Below are 15,800 nucleotides of genomic sequence, written 5' to 3'. Positions count from 1 at the left end.
TTCACCTCACTGTTCGGTTGTGGCATTAGGCGCAGGCGCGTAATGGTCGGGGCACTGAATTTCTAGTTTCTGCGCCACAAAAACCCCATGAGAATCCATTTCTCCCTTGACAATTGCACTAGCGTTTTTGAAGTGTTCATTAGGCATTGCACCGTGATATAGAATGGGTAGACTTTCTCCATTTGATACCAGAGAAAACCGTAAGGTACTCGTCGCCGCATTGTAATGGACGCTTTGAGCAGACAGCGTGCCTTGCACCCGTACGTCCATACCAGCCAACCGTCTCATTTGATGCCGATATTGGCTCACCGTAACAAAGTAATTAGAAAAATTGTGTGCCCCCTGAAAGCCCAAATACGCTAATGCTCCCAGTATGACAAACGTCCCAATCTGCATCCTGAGCTTCTTAGTCATGTGCCACCCTCAACTTTGCTACCAGATTTGGTATTTTTAATGCAGCTCCCTCTCATCTTGCGCAAGTGGGTCAAACATGATACACTCATTTCTGCACCTCAAAGGCTTTAGAGAGTGTCGAAGTGGTGGAATTGGCAGACACGCGGTGTTCAGGGCGCCGTGAGCGAAAGCTCGTGTGGGTTCAAGTCCCACCTTCGGCACCATTGTTTGTTTAAACAAGCCGAAAATAGTGTGAAGAGGTTTGCGATAACGTACTCCTTTTCATGATAATTTAATTTTTGTCGGGATGGCGGAACTGGCAGACGCGTACGTTTGAGGGGCGTATGGAGCGATCCGTGGGGGTTCGAGTCCCCCTCCCGGCACCATTTTTGTTGTCCTGAGACTTTTGACATGCTTCCAACCACCTCCGGGTGATTTTTTTATGCCACATCCGAGGTGTTGCAGGATTCTGGCGCATCGTCCTGTCGTCCCCCTGGCGTGACATGATCTCTCCCGCCTCCCTCTCTTTACCCATATCATCCGCCCAGACTCCTGGTCTCCCCACTCATTTTCTCCACTTCCTACCATAAATCACCCTGCGAGCGTCCTAAATCTTCGCAACAGTGTCACGGTAGGGCCAGAAGACACGGAACCCCCTCAGACACAGATGTGTCCGTGGGGGTACGGATCGCTTGATAGAAAAAACAGCCTCTTTGGACGCTCGGCTTCCTACGGGAACGTTGACTCAGAGATGGGACAGATGAATATACCCTAGCTATTGCGCCTGTCCCGCCACGGTCGCGTCATGATTGGCTTCATTGACCATCGTTTGCGCTGCGGCTAAATCTTTGTTCATCTGTTTATTAGCACTAGCCATCGCATTGTTGGCTTGGTTAATGGCGGACTTTACAGCACTCTGGCTCGGCAGACCTCCCGAAGGCTGATAGTTCGGTAATTGTTGCTCAAGAGATAGAAGATTCTGGTCGTCACTTTGTAGTTGACTGACGTCATTTTGCACCGATGCCAAATCGGAATTTAGCTGGCCTTGATCACTCCCAATCTGCCCTTGGTCCGCTCCTACTTGCCCTGCATCGGAACCTACCTGGCCTGCATCACTGCCAACTTGCCCATCATCCCCATTCGGATGCTGAGCGGCCAAGGCTAGAGTCGTCTGCTCCTCTTGATAAGTAGTCCCAAGGTCCTTTTGTTCCGTTTGTAGATCTGCCGTCGTCTGTTGCAAGTCCTGTTGCAAGGCAGGCAGAGATGCACTTAACTGCTGGATATCGCCTTCCACTGCTGAGGCTGCACTGCTGATGTTGCTTTGTAACTGTTGCTGTTGTTGGGCGGCGGCAGCCGCATTCGCTTGAGCCTGTTGTTGAGCCGCTGCCTTAGCTTGCGCCTTTTGCAGTGCTGCCAGATTAATCGCTTCATTACTGTTCAGTTGGATAGCCGTGGCCTGATAAGTGTTGCCGGACAGTAATAGCACCAACTTCACACTACCGGGGTTTGGTATGTTTGTTAACTGAGGAAAATCTCCAATCACCGTTTGGGATTGTCCTGCTTCAATCTGGAAGGGAGTGGTTCCACCAATCGTATTATTCTGCATGTATCCCGTTTGCACTGTACCTTGATTATATGTCTGCCCGTGATTTGTCCATGTCAATTCCACGGTATTATTTGTAAAAATAATTGGTTGCTTTGAACTATTTTTGACTAAAAAATAAACCCAAAAGTGATTGTTCTGATTAATCTCTCCTACATGCAACACACTAGCAGTGACAGTGCTAACCTGATTATACGGTTTAGCGACCGAATGTCCAGGCGCTGCGAGGTTTGCGGTCGTGCCACACCCTGCTAACAATAAAGTAGGAAATAGAAGAAAAATGCTCGTATGCGTCCGTTTCATAGCATGATGACCCTCCTACTCATAAGTATATCATCATATCTCATGGCTTCGAGCTCCTGCTTCTACGAATTAAAACCGAAGACCTGATTGCCATTCTGTAATGGTATCTAATATATAATCCACACCTAGTGGGCTAAATAAGCAACGCTCGGTTTTGCTTATCCAATTATTGTTCAGGGAATTTTTTCTCAGATGTATTCAAATTGCTTAGTCCATCTTTGGAAAAAACCAGTAGCATAATGAAAATTAAAATTAATATTCCCGCTACTCCTGCAGAGGTCGCAGGGGATGGTAATGTGGTAATCCACTGGCGCATTGATTTGAGAGCCACTTCGTATGCGACCGTCAGCAGAATAGTACCCACAGCCACGTATAGAGCCAAAAACACGTCAAAAGGAATTATCGGAAAAAGGAATAACACCAACACGTTAAGCAATCCCCCGAGGAATGCCCATGACCTGTAGCGATCATAAGATTGATCGTAGCTTCGCATAGTGAGCCAAACTGTCAAAAATCCCGCCAATAATATCCCTACCACCGTGATCCAGTATGTAGCTGACAACGCTCTCACTGCATAAGAGTTAAGAAATACGAGATAAATCACTAATGCAATCAACAATGTTACAATCCACCTGATATAGCCTCGGCCCAATAAACCGAGCAACTTTTCGAGTAATATCTGAAGCCATGTTAGCACGGCTAACGACGCCATTGAAGACATAAGGATGATCCACGCAATGGGTTTCCTCATATTACAACACTTTCTACTACACTCACCCGCAGTCCCGCTGGCACTGCAGTCACGGCATCACCGGCCCAGCTCTCCACCCACTCGGTTGCCTGCTCCGCACTGAGCTCGATCGGCAAGGACAACCGCACCTCCACCGTGGTCTGGTCTGCACTGACCGTCATCCCCTCGATCACCTGTCTCAGCGCGTTCTTCCACCACAGAGTTTTGAGCGCCATCTCATCCCATTTGTGCTGGCGGAGCGCATCAGACCAAATGTTCCGCCAGACCGTCAGCGCAGCCTGCAACGTCACGGAATCAATCGATGGGGGTGCAGACTCCTTGTGCCTCCCAATCTCCAAGTCTAACTGAGCCAGCTGGCCTTGGACCATATTCAACCGCTCCTTTAACAGGTCACTCGTCCCCATGTCCATGAGCAGATCCAAGACCTTGTCCGCTTGGGCCTTCTGCTCTGCTCGCTGGGCCAGCAATGCATCCATCTGAGTCTGCCAGGTCTGCTGGGTCTCCGCCATCTGCGCCAGAATGGTCTCCGCTTGGATCCGATTCGCTGGGTCCCGTCCCATCCACTGCAACAGAGCCCGTGCCACTGCACCTTCGAGCACATCCGCAGGAATCAGGTGCGTATTGCAGATCTTCCGTTTCTTATGTCCGATGCAGACATATCTCCGATAGACAACCCTGGTGCCGTCCGCACGGAGACGACTGGCAGGGTCCCCGATGTAGTTCGAACCGCACTGTGCGCACTGCACCAAACCGGAGAGGTTGTACGTCCTGCGCTCGGTTTTCTGAGTGTGAACCGGCTTGCCACCGGTGCTCCCATTAGGGTCACTGCGTCTGGATAACTGAGCCACCTTCCGGGCTGTCGCCACTTCCTCCACTTTCTCGAAGATTTCTGGCGTGATGATCGCAGGGTGAGCATCGGGCTCCACGATCCACTCCTCCTTGGGATTCCAGCTCCCTCCGCCATACCGGGGCTGTTGGTTCCAGACCCGAGAGCCGGTATATGAGGGATTGCGTAAGATGCGGTGGATGACCGAAGGAGTCCAGCCCTTCGAGGACTTGCTCTGGGGAGACGGGACATGTTGGTCATTCAGCCGTTTCGCAATGCGTGCAATCCCTAGCCCCTCGTCCGTGTACCACTGATAAATGTGCTGCACCGTCTCCACTTTCGACGCGTCGGCTAAGATAAACGTCCGGTGCTCCTGACCCTTGTCATCCTGCACTGTCGCCAGTTCAAAGCCGTAGGGCGCGTTGCCCCCATTATGCCAGCCTCGCAGTGCATTCTGACGCTGTCCTTTCTTCGTCTCAATCGCCAGATTAGCGGAGTAGAACTCTGCTAAGGCTTCCAGCAAGGTCTCCATGAGCTTGCCTATCGGCTGGTCCGCATCAAAAGGCTCAGACATCGAGACCACCGTCACGCCTTCTGCTCTCAGCAGGGCTTTATAAATCCGAGACCGGTCCACATCCCGCATGAATCTGTCGAGCTTATGCACCACAATCTTATCGATGGCGGCAGACTTGGATTTCGCCGTGGCTACCATCTCTTGAAACTGGGGCCGGTCCGCGTCCTTAGCAGAAACGCCGGGATCAACGAACTCCTGGACGACAATCCAGCCTTGCTGTTGACAGTACTTTTTCATCTCTAGGAGTTGCTGGGGGATCGACAAATCTTTCTGGGCCTGATCCTCGGAGCTGACACGGGCATACAACAGGACTCGGTCTGGCCCCTCGTGCTGTTTAATCTGCAGTCTTTTTCTGGTCTTCGTGGGGGTTCCACCTCCTATGGTCTCTACTCCAGTATGATCGAGAGATGAGGAGGTTGTCCACTCTATGCGGAGACTTACCGAGAATGACGGACGGGGGTGCGCTGTGAGAGGCCGGGGTCTGGGAGTAGTGCGTTATCAGCGCTGATAACGCGGTGCAAGGAATTTAGCCGGACAGTGTCGAATCTCCTTGGTATGACAAAGGAAGGGGCCAATATCGTTGATCTCATCAAATATGATCACAATCATCCAATCACTCACTGGTGGCATCGCCGCTTATGGGGGCATTCTCATCGGCATTATCGCCATCGTCACCTTGACGCAGATTCATAAACAAGTAGATGCACGCTTTGATCAAAAATACCACGAACACGAAACGAAGCTCAACGAGCAATCCGCGCAGTGGGCTACCGGCATCCGCTACTGGACCCAATCGGTAATGACGCCAGACCTCTCGGAGGCTACTGATCTAATGGAACAAGCGCTCTCGGCATGGCCCTCGGCTCCCGGAGCACGCACCGAAATGCTGAGGCGTCTATTTAACGAGACGCGGCGAGCTTATCTCATCGATCTCGTTCCGGGGCAACGCCAGTGGAAGAAATCGGCCAATGTCGGGACGGTGGCTGGTATCACTTCTTTTGACCCTCCCCAAGAGTTGCCTGTTGCTCACCGTAAGGAATGTCTCGTTTGGTTGACAAAGGCACTGGACCATGAAGCAGATGTAGATCGGGCAGGGTTACTACTGACTGCGGCACAGATTTATGCCATGGAACAAGATTTCGACATGATGCTGAGTTACTTTGAGCAATGGAACACTACTGGCGCTCCTCTTGCGAGCGATGATATTGCAATCCCCATCCTCTTGTCATCAATCCATACCCTGGGCCAGTATTCACAATTTGAACAGCTCTGGAACCAAAGATTCAGTGCTTACAGTCTCAATGTTGCGCCACAGGACGTGGTGTTAAACCTAAAACAACAAAATAGTCCGTATGGTCAAAAATGGCTCGTCGTCCCCAAACATCCGACGAGTACGACGCGGCTCGTTTGGATATCCACGGCACCACAAGGATGGGATGTCAACATCTTCTATGAAGGCGGAAGGGAGGAGGTCAAAAACTACAACAGTGATGAGGACTTAATTGCAGTTATTATTCACCAATGGATCTTATTACGTTCGATTCCAGATTTCATCGGGTGGAGCTGATGCGCCCCAGCTTATGATATAACTGCTCTCTCCAGTGCCTCGCAGTCCCTGGCCTTACTATACTCCCCACGTGTGGCCACGTGTGCGCTTTATCGCTCTGAGGACGGGTCGTAAGGGTTTCTATGTGGGGGGAGAGGGTACACAGGGGCTGCGCTGGAAAGAATTCCGCTTTTACATGACCTTTTTATAAATCAGCAAGCCTGTCGCAACTCTCCCTGTAAAAGATATCGCTATTTCTTCTTCCGTGGAGACTCGTTCGATGAGGGAGGGGTTACTGGACGATCTGAATTGGATTTGTTCAGAGTATTAGCCCTGACCCGCGATGGCGGTAAATCAGAACCATGATTTTGTTCAGAATTTTTTGGGGGTTGGGATGGTTTTTGACGTACCCGTTTGGACATAATGTGGTTCCCCTCCTATGTAATGTTGCCACACTGTTAATACCGGAAGACTTGCTGCGGTCAAAATCAAAAAAATCAATGCACCTTTGAGCCACTTACTTTTTTTAATCATTATTTTTTTATTGCTTGCTAAGTGATTCGCAATTTCCCTCCACATCAGCTTTTGTACATCGGTATGTGGCTCTTTTATAATCAAATTATAAAATTCATTTAAATCGGGTCCGTTTTTGTATTGTTCTGGTCGGAGAGTTATTATGGAACACCATACTGAAATTATACCGAAAACGAACGGAATAGCAATCAGTGCACCTAAGGAAAGCTTGCTTGATAATGCAAAAATGACACCCGTAAAAGCCAAAACGCCAACGGCTTTAGTTTCTATAGAATTTGTTGCATCTAATTGTTGTGCTAACTGTCTGTGTGCTAAATCGAGAAGCATGGGCATCAACATAGAATTACCTTGAAATGCCGATTCCATGCGTTCGAATTGGTGGCTGTTGATTTTCTTCAATCGTGTGTGAATCGATGCCAATAGCTTGATCATCAATCTCCACCAATCTTTATAAATCTATATTGAACCATGACCATCTCGACTTATGTTTTAACAACTCGTTGACGCGGCTTCTAAAGTGTCTCTTGCAAACGATGCCGACAAAACATCACGCCAATAAACCAACAACTGCACAGAAACCTCTCCCCAACTCCACCCCAATCCTGTATGATCTGACTATACACAAAGCGATTGTCGAATGGAAGGAGATTCCAATATACATGGCTCTGACCCTGCAAGAACTGGAAGCCCATCTCTGGGAGTCCGCCAACATCCTCCGGGGCAGCATTGACTCGGCGGACTATAAAAATTATATTTTTGGACTCCTCTTTCTGAAGCGTCTCAACGACGTCTTCGAAGATGAATACCAAGCCCTGCGACAAGAACCCGGTTCCGATCCCGAAGATCCCGTCGAATACCAGTTCTTTCTCCCCGCCCGAGCACGCTGGGCACATCTGCAGAGCATCGCGGTGAATGTCGGGGAGGCCATCAACACCGCCTTTGAAGCCTTAGAAGAACAAAATCGTCGACTCGAAGGCGTCCTCGTCAGCATTGATTTTAATAACAAGGACCGGCTCCCGGATCAGGTCTTGCTCCGCCTCATGGCACACTTCAGCCAACTGCGTCTCGGCAACCATGACCTCCCGGAGCCAGACATGTTGGGCCGAGCCTATGAGTATCTCATCGCCCAGTTTGCAGACGATGCAGGCAAGAAAGGCGGCGAGTTTTACACACCCCGCGATGTGGTCCAACTCCTCGTCGCACTGCTCCAACCCACCGAAGGCATGCGCATCTGTGACCCTACCGTAGGATCTGGGGGCATGTTGATCGAATCGGTGCACTATATCCAAGCCCATGGAGGCAACATCAAGAACATCAGCCTCTATGGACAAGAGAAGAATCTCAACACCTGGAGTATCGTCAAAATGAACATGCTCCTGCACGGCTTAGTGGATGCTCGCATCGAGAAAGGTGACACGATCCGCGATCCTAAGCTAGTGGAGCATGGCGAGTTGATGCTGTTTGACCGGGTCATCGCCAATCCCCCGTTTAGTTTGAAGGGCTGGGGCCGAGAAGAAGCCGAGCATGATGGTTATGGCGATTCCGCTATGGACTCCCTCCCAAGAGCTATGGAGACCTCGCCTTTGTGCAGCACATGGTAGCGACGCTCAATGTCACCGGACGCTTAGGCGTGGTTATGCCACACGGGGTCCTGTTCCGAGGTAACAGTGAGCAACATATCCGCCAAGGTCTCTTCGAAGATCACCTCATCGATGCTGTGATCGGACTTCCTCCCAACGTGTTTTATGGCACGGGGATCCCGGCCTGTATCCTCAACATCCAGAAGTCCCGCCCTGAGGATCGCCAAGACCACGTGCTGTTCATCGATGGGTCCCGAGACTTTCTCGCTGGTAAGAACCAAAACACCCTGCGTCCAGCCGACAGCGCCAAAATCGTGGATGCCTATCTCGGCTATCAAGACGTGGACAAATATGCGCGGGTCGTTTCCCTTGTAGAAATTCGTCAGAATGACTACACCCTGAATATCTCGCGCTATGTGGATACCACCGTCGAAGCCGAGACCGTGGACATTGGAGCCGTCATTCGAGAGTTGCGCGATCTGGAGACGGAGCGTGCTGCACTAGAAGCCAAGATGTACGGCTCGATTCTGGCTTCCCTCCTGAATCGATTCGACCCCATTCGGGCTCGTCCATCCATCCGTACCCTCAACACAAATCCTGTGGTTGGAGCCTTTTTATTTTTTCCATTCATGGTTAAAATGTCCCGGTCATAGAGACCTCTTAAATCGCCTACTCCCCTTCTTCGCATACGATTTGACACACCCGTGTTTGATCGGAAACACTAAGAATAGTCTATCCCACGAAGGAGGAATATCTTGCCAACAAACAACCCCACCATTGAGCAGTTTCTGCGAATTCGGCAAGCTTTTGGCGCTCGCTTTACGGGCAGTGGCCATCACGTCGTGTTTTTGATGAACCTCACGGGCACGGCTCAAGTTTACGTGATGAATGAATCAGGTGGATGGCCTCACTTAGTCACAGATTTTGACAATCGTGTCATGGACGTGTGGCCCCTTCCTCAGCGAGCCCAATTGTTGTTTGCCATGGACCAAGGCGGTAACGAAAATTCCCAGCTCTATCTCACTAATGAAGATGGAACCGACATACTCGCCTTAACCAATAACCCGGCTGCGATGTACAATCTCGGAGCCATCAGCGTCGATGGCCAATGGCTAGCCATCACAAGCAATGCCCGCAATGGTCAAGACTATGATATTTACCTCTTAAAAACTGGAGACACCTTTGACCAGAGTCAGTTGATTAAGAAAAACCAAGGATGGTGGCGCGTCTTAGATTTTTCCAGCGATAATCGGCGCCTTTTAGCCGTATCGCATTTATCGAACCTCAACCATGAATTGTACGAACTGATAATCGACACGGGCGAAATGATGCATTTGACGCCGCATCAGGGAAATGCCCAATACAATTTTGCGCAGTACTGGGGCCCCCAAGAGGATGTGCTGATGGCAAGCGATGAAAATGCTGAGTTTACCCACCTCGCATTATGGCGTCGACAAACTCGCCGTCTGGAATGGCTAACTCAAGACCCATACGATGTCGAGTATCTTGCAGTGCACCGTCCGTCTGGACACTATGCATATGTTCTCAATCGCCAAGGCTATTCGCAGCTCTATGTGTCTGCAAACGGAATGACTGAGCCCATTCAGTCGTTATCAAAGGGCGTGATTGCCCAAATCGACTGGCATCCAAATGGATCGGACTTAGCCTTAACTTATCACGATGCCACCCATAACCCCAATGTTTATCGCGTCCACTTGAATCCTTTGGAAACAACCCCGATCACCTGGGCATCTCGATCTGGCCTAGATTTTCATCAATTTGTGGAACCGACCCTTCACGCATTTCCTTCCTTCGATGGTCTTATGGTCCCCGTATGGCTATATCGTCCCCAACAGCCTCATAGCGAACGCGTCCCCGTAGTTATTTCTGTGCACGGTGGCCCGGAATCGCAAGAGCGGCCGGGATTTAATCCCGTTTATCAGTATTTACTTAGCCGCGGTTTTGCGATTGCCGCGCCAAACGTGCGAGGCAGCGCAGGGTATGGCAAAACGTATGTCCATTTGGATGATGTGCAAAAGCGTATGGACTCGGTCAAGGATCTTGCGGCCTTGGTCACATGGCTGCGCGATCAACCAGGAATCAACGGCCACCGCATAGCACTCATGGGTGGCTCTTATGGCGGCTTTATGGTCTTAGCCGGATTAACCACCTACCCTGATCTTTTTGCGGCCGGAGTCGATATTGTCGGCATCGCCAATTTAGAAACATTTTTGGAAAACACCAGTCCATACCGGCGTAAACTTCGCGAAGCGGAGTACGGTTCATTAGACCATGACCGAGCGTTTTTTCGAACGATTTCTCCTGTTTACCATGTAAACAACATTCAAGCCCCGCTGATGGTCGTGCATGGCCAAAACGATCCCCGCGTCCCGGTCAGCGAAGCCGAACAGATCGTAAAGCACTTGCGGGCCAAAAACCTTCCCGTTGAATACATGCTGTTTGAAGACGAAGGTCACGGTGTCGTCAAATTGAAAAACCGCCTCACGCTGTATCCGCGCATCGCGTCTTTTCTAGAAAAACACCTGATGCACAATGCGTAAAATTTTAGGGACATAGGGCAGATGCCCTATGTCCCGTTTACTCTACGGATTCTCTGTATCGTCTCGTTCGCGGAATATCAGCTCTCAGCAGATACCGTCATGCGGCGGATTTGCCGCAAACATAACGGCGTCAATGCGGTCATCATAAAGGCCACCCCGGCCACCATTTCCACGGGGTGAAGGCCCCAACGGTTTGCACAAGGAATCGCGACAATTTCTCCCACCGGAATCAACATATATGCCCCTAAATCGTCAAAAGCCATAATCCGCGACAAGACTTCAGATGGCATCCTTTGCTGCAGTGTCGTATTCCATAAGACCTCCGACACCGACGCCCCAAAGCCAGCCATCAAAACAGATCCCAGCAAATAGGACAGCGAAAGTCCTTGTCCCAGCACCATCATGGGAAGCCCCATGATGGCTGCCGCCATCATAGCCGTCCGCAATGGATAAGAAATTCTAAGGCGCCACATGAAAAGACTCCCCAAAAACACTCCGAGAGCTCGCATGCTCAATGCAACACCCCATCCGGTAGCGCCAAAGGTATCTTTAGCGTAAATGGGCCCTAAGACTTGCCAAGTTCCCATCTGCAACGCATTCATGATGGACCATGCCCCGGTCAGGGGCCATATCCACTCACTGTGACGGAATGTATCCCAGCCCTGCCGAACCACGATTGCGATAGGATCATGATGGCTGACAACGTGAGACGGCAGATGCACACGCGACATAAACACCGCACTCAAAAAAAAACTACTCGCATCTATGACAATGGCCCAGCCTCCCCCGATGGTTGACACAAACATCCCTCCCGCTATTGGCCCCACCATGCGGGCCACGCCACGCACCGCATTGAGAAGGGCATTGGCATTTTTGATCTCTGGAACGTCGACTAACTCCGGGACAATGCCGCGCATAGCCGGGCCTGTAAATGCCTCAAGCACCCCATTTACGATAGCCAAAAGGATAATCCACGCGGGATCGGAATCGGTCAATACCACCGCGGCAATGGCGGCTTGGGACAAGCCAGCTCCCATATTACCTAGCATGATTAAACGATCACGCCGGTACCGATCGGCAACACTGCCACCCACAAGTAAGAAAAGAGTATGGGGAAGCAACTGCGCAGCTAAGATATACCCCAGCAGCTGTGGCCCGTGGCGGGACTGCAACACGGCAAAAGCCAGGGCAATGGGCGTCATCGCACTACCAAACAGAGAAAGCATCCGGCCCATAAAGAACCAACGAAAAGGATCCCGGGATAATGGCCCTTTAGCCAATGTCCACACGTTTTCATTTCCTCTCATTCACGGTTTTCCGGCCGGATGCGAACATCATAAGGAAAATGTCGTGGAAAGAATAGACTTATAGTTTACGGTCGTTTATACTCATAGTATAAAAGCGCGGTAGAGAGTCCGCTGTTTTTTTGACCTCGTTTCGCAATCTCTGATCCGAACTCTTCTCATATATTGAGCATATTTTCTCGGTATCTCACGGAAATAAATCGAGCTCTTTTGATAAGGTAGGCCATCTGATTTTAGATGGCAACGACTTTCGTCCGCGGGAATACATGCATCCAGAACTATCGATATGGGCACAATGAGTGAACAAGGTCTTCAGAAAAAAAGCCCCAAAGCTTAAGCAATCAATGCAAAAGCGTGCGTCGCTTAATGTTCAGACGCACACCTTCTATGTTTGGGTTAGTCAACAACACCGTTCGCGAACGGGCTCACTCCATGGCTGCTCCACCATTAACCGGAATATAAGTGCCGGTCACAAATCCGCTATCGTCGGATACATACATCGCTATAACGCGGGCGACATCGATAGGTTCCGCAACGCGCCCTAATGGCGTAGTTTGGGCAACATGCTCCAAGAAGGTTGGCGATTGAAAGGCTGTGGCTTCGGTGCGAACTAATCCAGGTGAGACAACATTCGCTGTAATCCCTAAAGGACCATATTCCGTAGCGACGTAACGCGCAAATTGCGTCAATGCTGCTTTGGCCGTCCCGTGGGCTGCCATTCGGGGCGCCGTGTGTTTGGATAGGCCGCTCCCAACATAAACAATACGGCCTGCATGATGGCGCGCCATGAGCGGGATGACGGCTTTGGTCATGAGAAAGGCTGCTTGTAATTCATCATTAAGCTTTTGCTGAAATTCCTGCCATGTCATATCATCCAATGATTTCATCGTAAAAGGCATGGCCGCATTACTCACAAGAATATCGAGGCGTCCCCATTGCTCATCAATATGTCGTACCATGCGGTCAACGTCATCAACCTGGCGCACATCCGCAGGCCACGCCACCGCACGGCCTCCGTGTTCGCGAATGGCACGGACGGTGTCTTCTGCGGCGTTAGCATTATTCACGAAGTTCACAATTACTTCAGCTCCCCGCTCTGCAAGCAAGAGGGCCGTCGCCCGCCCAATACCGCGACTTGCTCCCGTGACCAATGCGACTTTTCCTTTCACATGAATCTCCTCCTTGTCATGCTTAATGACTTCTTGACTTTCTTAGGATAACCCCAGATGCGCTTCCACAAATTGCTTAATTTGCTCAGGCGTATTGCGCGAAGGATTTTCGTCAATCCAGTCTTGGATTTGACGCACCCACTGTCCTACTTCGGGACCAGGTTGGAGATGAGTCCACATCATAATCTCTCGCCCCCCCACCGCAGGCTTTAACCCATGCTCACCCGCCTTGACCATGGCGCTTTGCCACCGCTCCCGTACAACAGACTCCTCTATCCAATTCTCGGCCGTACCACTGCCAACCACGTCCATCTTCCGCAATTCCCACAGTTCTTCGACATGATCCCAGCCCCATTCCCGAGCTACACGCCTTAACCTCTTCTCCCCCACCGATTCCCATGGATACATATGATGAGCGACTAAGTTCCTAACATGTTGAATGGTGTGGCTGTCGAAATGTAAACGACGCAACATCCTTTCGGCGTAGACAGCCCCGATGACTTCGTGCCCATAAAAGTGTCCTTGTCCCGATGCGTCTAAGCTAAGACATTCAGGCTTGCCAATGTCATGGAGTAGACCCGCAAGTCGTAATACTTCAGACGAGCCGTGAGCCGCCGTCGCAAGCAAATGTACATGGACTGGATACGCGTGGTGACGATTATGTTGCGCAAATCCTCGGGTTGCGGCCCATTCCGGCCATACCAAACTTAAGAGCCCCAGCATATCAGCGGTGCGCAGCGCATGATCAAAGTGCGGGGTGCCCAATAACTTCCACAATTCATCGCGCTGCCGCTCTGGGCTTATCCGCAACACCCAAAGACCATTCTGCTGAATCTGATTTTGCGTCTCTGGGGCCAATGTAAAGGGCTGACCTCCATGGTCTTTCCCGACAAACCTTACGGCGCGCCAGATTCTCAAAGGATCTTCACGCAACCGGACTGCGGCATCACCCACCGTCTTAATCACACCATTTCTGAGGTCCGTCTGCCCTTCAAAGGGGTCGACCACTTGGCCATCAATACTCATCGCCAAGGCATTCATCGTAAAATCGCGACGAGACAGATCGTCTACAATATTATTGCTAAATTGGACGTCGTCTGGATGACGACTATCTTTATACGCGCCATCAAGGCGGAAGGTGGTCAGTTCTACCGGCCAATTGGGATAAGCAGGATGTCGCAGTGTCACGGTGCCAAAAGCCGCGCCTGTCAAGATGGCCTGCCATCCCTGCAAATGGGCCCAACGGATTACCTCAGCGGGCGGGCGAGCCGAAGCAAAATCGTAGTCATGAGGAATCTCCCCCAATAACAAATCCCGTACGGCTCCCCCCACTAAAAATGTCTGGCTTTCTTGGGTCAACGTTTGCCAGATCACACGGATAGGTTGAGGAATCTTAGTGAGCAATTTCCTCACCTCCTCACTAATCATGATCTTCTTAAACACCTAGGCGTTCATTATACCGCCTGCCATCACCGGATATTCTCGCACAATCATAAAACAGCAGCCCTTAGAAAGGCTGCTGTTTTATGATTTTCTAACCTAAAACTAGACTTACTCCTTGGCATCCGAGTTCTTGGCACGCGGCACCGTGACCCCATCAATAATGCCGTAGGCCTTGGCTTCCTCAGCGGTCATCCAATAATCGCGTTCCAACTCCCGCATAATCTTCTCAAGCGGTTGGCCGGTGTGCTTCGCTAACACGGCCGACAATTGTTCACGGGTCTTCAGCAATTCTCGCATGGAAATTTCAACGTCTGTCACTTTTCCCCCCATGCGTTGAACCGACGGCTCATGTACCATAATCTCGGCATGCGGCAACGCATAACGTTTCCCAGCCGCGCCTCCCGCTAACAGCACCGCTCCCATACTAGCGGCCATGCCCACACAAAGGGTAGAGACATCAGGCTTAATATATTGCATCGTATCGTATATGCCCATCCCAGCCGTGGTGGAACCGCCAGGCGAATTAATATAAAGGTGAATATCCTTATCGGGATCGTCACTCTCCAAGAATAAGAGTTGAGCCACCACGAGGTTTGCCATATCGTCATCGACGACCCCGGCTAAAAAGATAATGCGCTCTTTAAGCAACCGTGAATAGATATCATAAGAGCGTTCTCCCCGGTTGGTCTGTTCGACCACCATGGGTATTAGCGGCATGTTCATTCCCCCCTATGCTTGACACTATGTATTGAGCGCCTTCTAGATACGAGCAAAGAAAAGCCTCGCTGCCTCACCCTTTCAGAAGAACATATCCCCATGGCTTCCGTCAATAGTTAGCTCCTCTGCAAAGCTCCTCCTATAACCGGCGTTCCAAGTAGCGGACATCAGGACGCGGATTATCATTATAGCGTGGAATCTCATAGAAACCCAACGTCCGGTAGAGATGAAGCGCTGCCGTCAACGATTCTAATGTATCGAGACGCATCCGCTCATAGCCAAGCGTTTGCCCCAATTCCATAATTCTTTCGACCAACTGGCGTCCTAGACCGTAACCACGACAAGAAGGACGGACATACAGACGCTTCATTTCACAAATGCCTTGTTCCAACCGTTTTAGGGCAACGCACCCACATGCGTGTTCCTTGTGGAAAGCAAGCAAAGCCGAGCCGGAAGGACGCGCATAAATATCCGCCAGTTTTTCGAGTTCTGCTGA

14 protein-coding genes and 2 tRNA genes are annotated in these 15,800 nt (G+C 50.7%); 6 read left to right on the top strand and 10 right to left on the bottom strand.

Going from position 1 to position 15,800, the window contains the following annotated elements; genetic code table 11:
• Positions 1-6: 6 nt before the first annotated feature.
• Entirely contained in the window at positions 7-414 is a 408-nt protein-coding gene (locus tag CO251_RS07605) for a cytochrome c maturation protein CcmE (RefSeq protein WP_103375195.1), read from the bottom strand.
• Between the two features lie 116 nt (positions 415-530).
• Here CO251_RS07605 and CO251_RS07600 point away from each other — a divergent pair.
• Positions 531-617, top strand: a tRNA-Leu gene (locus CO251_RS07600).
• 77 nt (positions 618-694) lie between these two features.
• Positions 695-779 (top strand) — tRNA-Leu (locus CO251_RS07595).
• A gap of 389 nt (positions 780-1,168) precedes the next feature.
• On the opposite strand, the gene CO251_RS07590 is transcribed toward CO251_RS07595, so the two are convergent.
• From CO251_RS07590 to CO251_RS07580, 3 genes are all read right to left on the bottom strand, one after another.
• Positions 1,169-2,299: a hypothetical protein gene (locus CO251_RS07590; protein WP_103375194.1), complete on the bottom strand. Its 1,131-nt coding sequence runs from the start codon at positions 2,297-2,299 to the stop codon at positions 1,169-1,171.
• Positions 2,300-2,465: 166 nt separating this feature from the next.
• Positions 2,466-3,050 carry a hypothetical protein gene (locus CO251_RS07585; RefSeq protein WP_103375193.1) on the bottom strand — a complete coding sequence of 195 codons (585 nt, stop codon included), beginning with the start codon at positions 3,048-3,050 and terminating at the stop codon, positions 2,466-2,468.
• On the bottom strand, positions 3,047-4,756 hold the full coding sequence (locus CO251_RS07580) for a recombinase family protein (RefSeq protein WP_103375192.1): 1,710 nt from the start codon (positions 4,754-4,756) through the stop codon (positions 3,047-3,049). The genes CO251_RS07585 and CO251_RS07580 overlap by 4 nt, the downstream gene beginning before the upstream one ends.
• Positions 4,757-5,030: 274 nt before the next feature.
• On the opposite strand from CO251_RS07580, the gene CO251_RS07575 reads away from it, so the two are divergent.
• A complete protein-coding gene (locus CO251_RS07575; protein WP_146039018.1) occupies positions 5,031-6,017 on the top strand; it encodes a hypothetical protein in 987 nt (328 codons plus the stop codon).
• 351 nt (positions 6,018-6,368) lie between these two features.
• On the opposite strand, the gene CO251_RS07570 is transcribed toward CO251_RS07575, so the two are convergent.
• Positions 6,369-6,962 (bottom strand): hypothetical protein, encoded by a 594-nt coding sequence (locus tag CO251_RS07570; protein ID WP_103375190.1) that lies wholly within the window; start codon positions 6,960-6,962, stop codon positions 6,369-6,371.
• A 227-nt stretch (positions 6,963-7,189) separates the two neighbouring features.
• Here CO251_RS07570 and CO251_RS17900 point away from each other — a divergent pair, with 227 nt between their 5' ends.
• From CO251_RS17900 to CO251_RS07560, 3 genes are all read left to right on the top strand, one after another.
• Positions 7,190-8,131, top strand: coding sequence for a class I SAM-dependent DNA methyltransferase (locus CO251_RS17900; protein ID WP_207654646.1), 942 nt, complete (start codon positions 7,190-7,192; stop codon positions 8,129-8,131).
• Positions 8,125-8,763 (top strand): N-6 DNA methylase, encoded by a 639-nt coding sequence (locus tag CO251_RS17895; protein WP_255398125.1) that lies wholly within the window; start codon positions 8,125-8,127, stop codon positions 8,761-8,763. The genes CO251_RS17900 and CO251_RS17895 overlap by 7 nt, the downstream gene beginning before the upstream one ends.
• A gap of 102 nt (positions 8,764-8,865) precedes the next feature.
• Complete coding sequence (locus CO251_RS07560; RefSeq protein WP_103375189.1) at positions 8,866-10,671, top strand: S9 family peptidase; 1,806 nt, start codon at positions 8,866-8,868, stop codon at positions 10,669-10,671.
• A gap of 77 nt (positions 10,672-10,748) precedes the next feature.
• On the opposite strand, the gene CO251_RS07555 is transcribed toward CO251_RS07560, so the two are convergent.
• The 5 genes from CO251_RS07555 to CO251_RS07535 form a co-directional block, all read right to left on the bottom strand.
• Positions 10,749-11,978, bottom strand: a complete 1,230-nt coding sequence (locus tag CO251_RS07555; protein ID WP_103375188.1) for an MFS transporter — start codon at positions 11,976-11,978, stop codon at positions 10,749-10,751.
• A gap of 422 nt (positions 11,979-12,400) precedes the next feature.
• Positions 12,401-13,144, bottom strand: a complete 744-nt coding sequence (locus CO251_RS07550; protein ID WP_103375187.1) for an SDR family oxidoreductase — start codon at positions 13,142-13,144, stop codon at positions 12,401-12,403.
• A 42-nt stretch (positions 13,145-13,186) separates the two neighbouring features.
• On the bottom strand, positions 13,187-14,548 hold the full coding sequence (locus CO251_RS07545; protein ID WP_158246231.1) for a CCA tRNA nucleotidyltransferase: 1,362 nt from the start codon (positions 14,546-14,548) through the stop codon (positions 13,187-13,189).
• Positions 14,549-14,695: 147 nt separating this feature from the next.
• Positions 14,696-15,304, bottom strand: a complete 609-nt coding sequence (locus CO251_RS07540; protein ID WP_103375185.1) for an ATP-dependent Clp protease proteolytic subunit — start codon at positions 15,302-15,304, stop codon at positions 14,696-14,698.
• A gap of 139 nt (positions 15,305-15,443) precedes the next feature.
• Positions 15,444-15,782 (bottom strand): GNAT family N-acetyltransferase, encoded by a 339-nt coding sequence (locus tag CO251_RS07535; RefSeq protein ID WP_369825245.1) that lies wholly within the window; start codon positions 15,780-15,782, stop codon positions 15,444-15,446.
• Between the last annotated feature and the right edge of the window lie 18 nt (positions 15,783-15,800).

This window comes from Sulfobacillus sp. hq2, from assembly GCF_002903155.1.
GTDB lineage: Bacteria > Bacillota > Sulfobacillia > Sulfobacillales > Sulfobacillaceae > Sulfobacillus > Sulfobacillus thermotolerans.
This window is presented reverse-complemented; position numbering and strand designations above follow the sequence as displayed.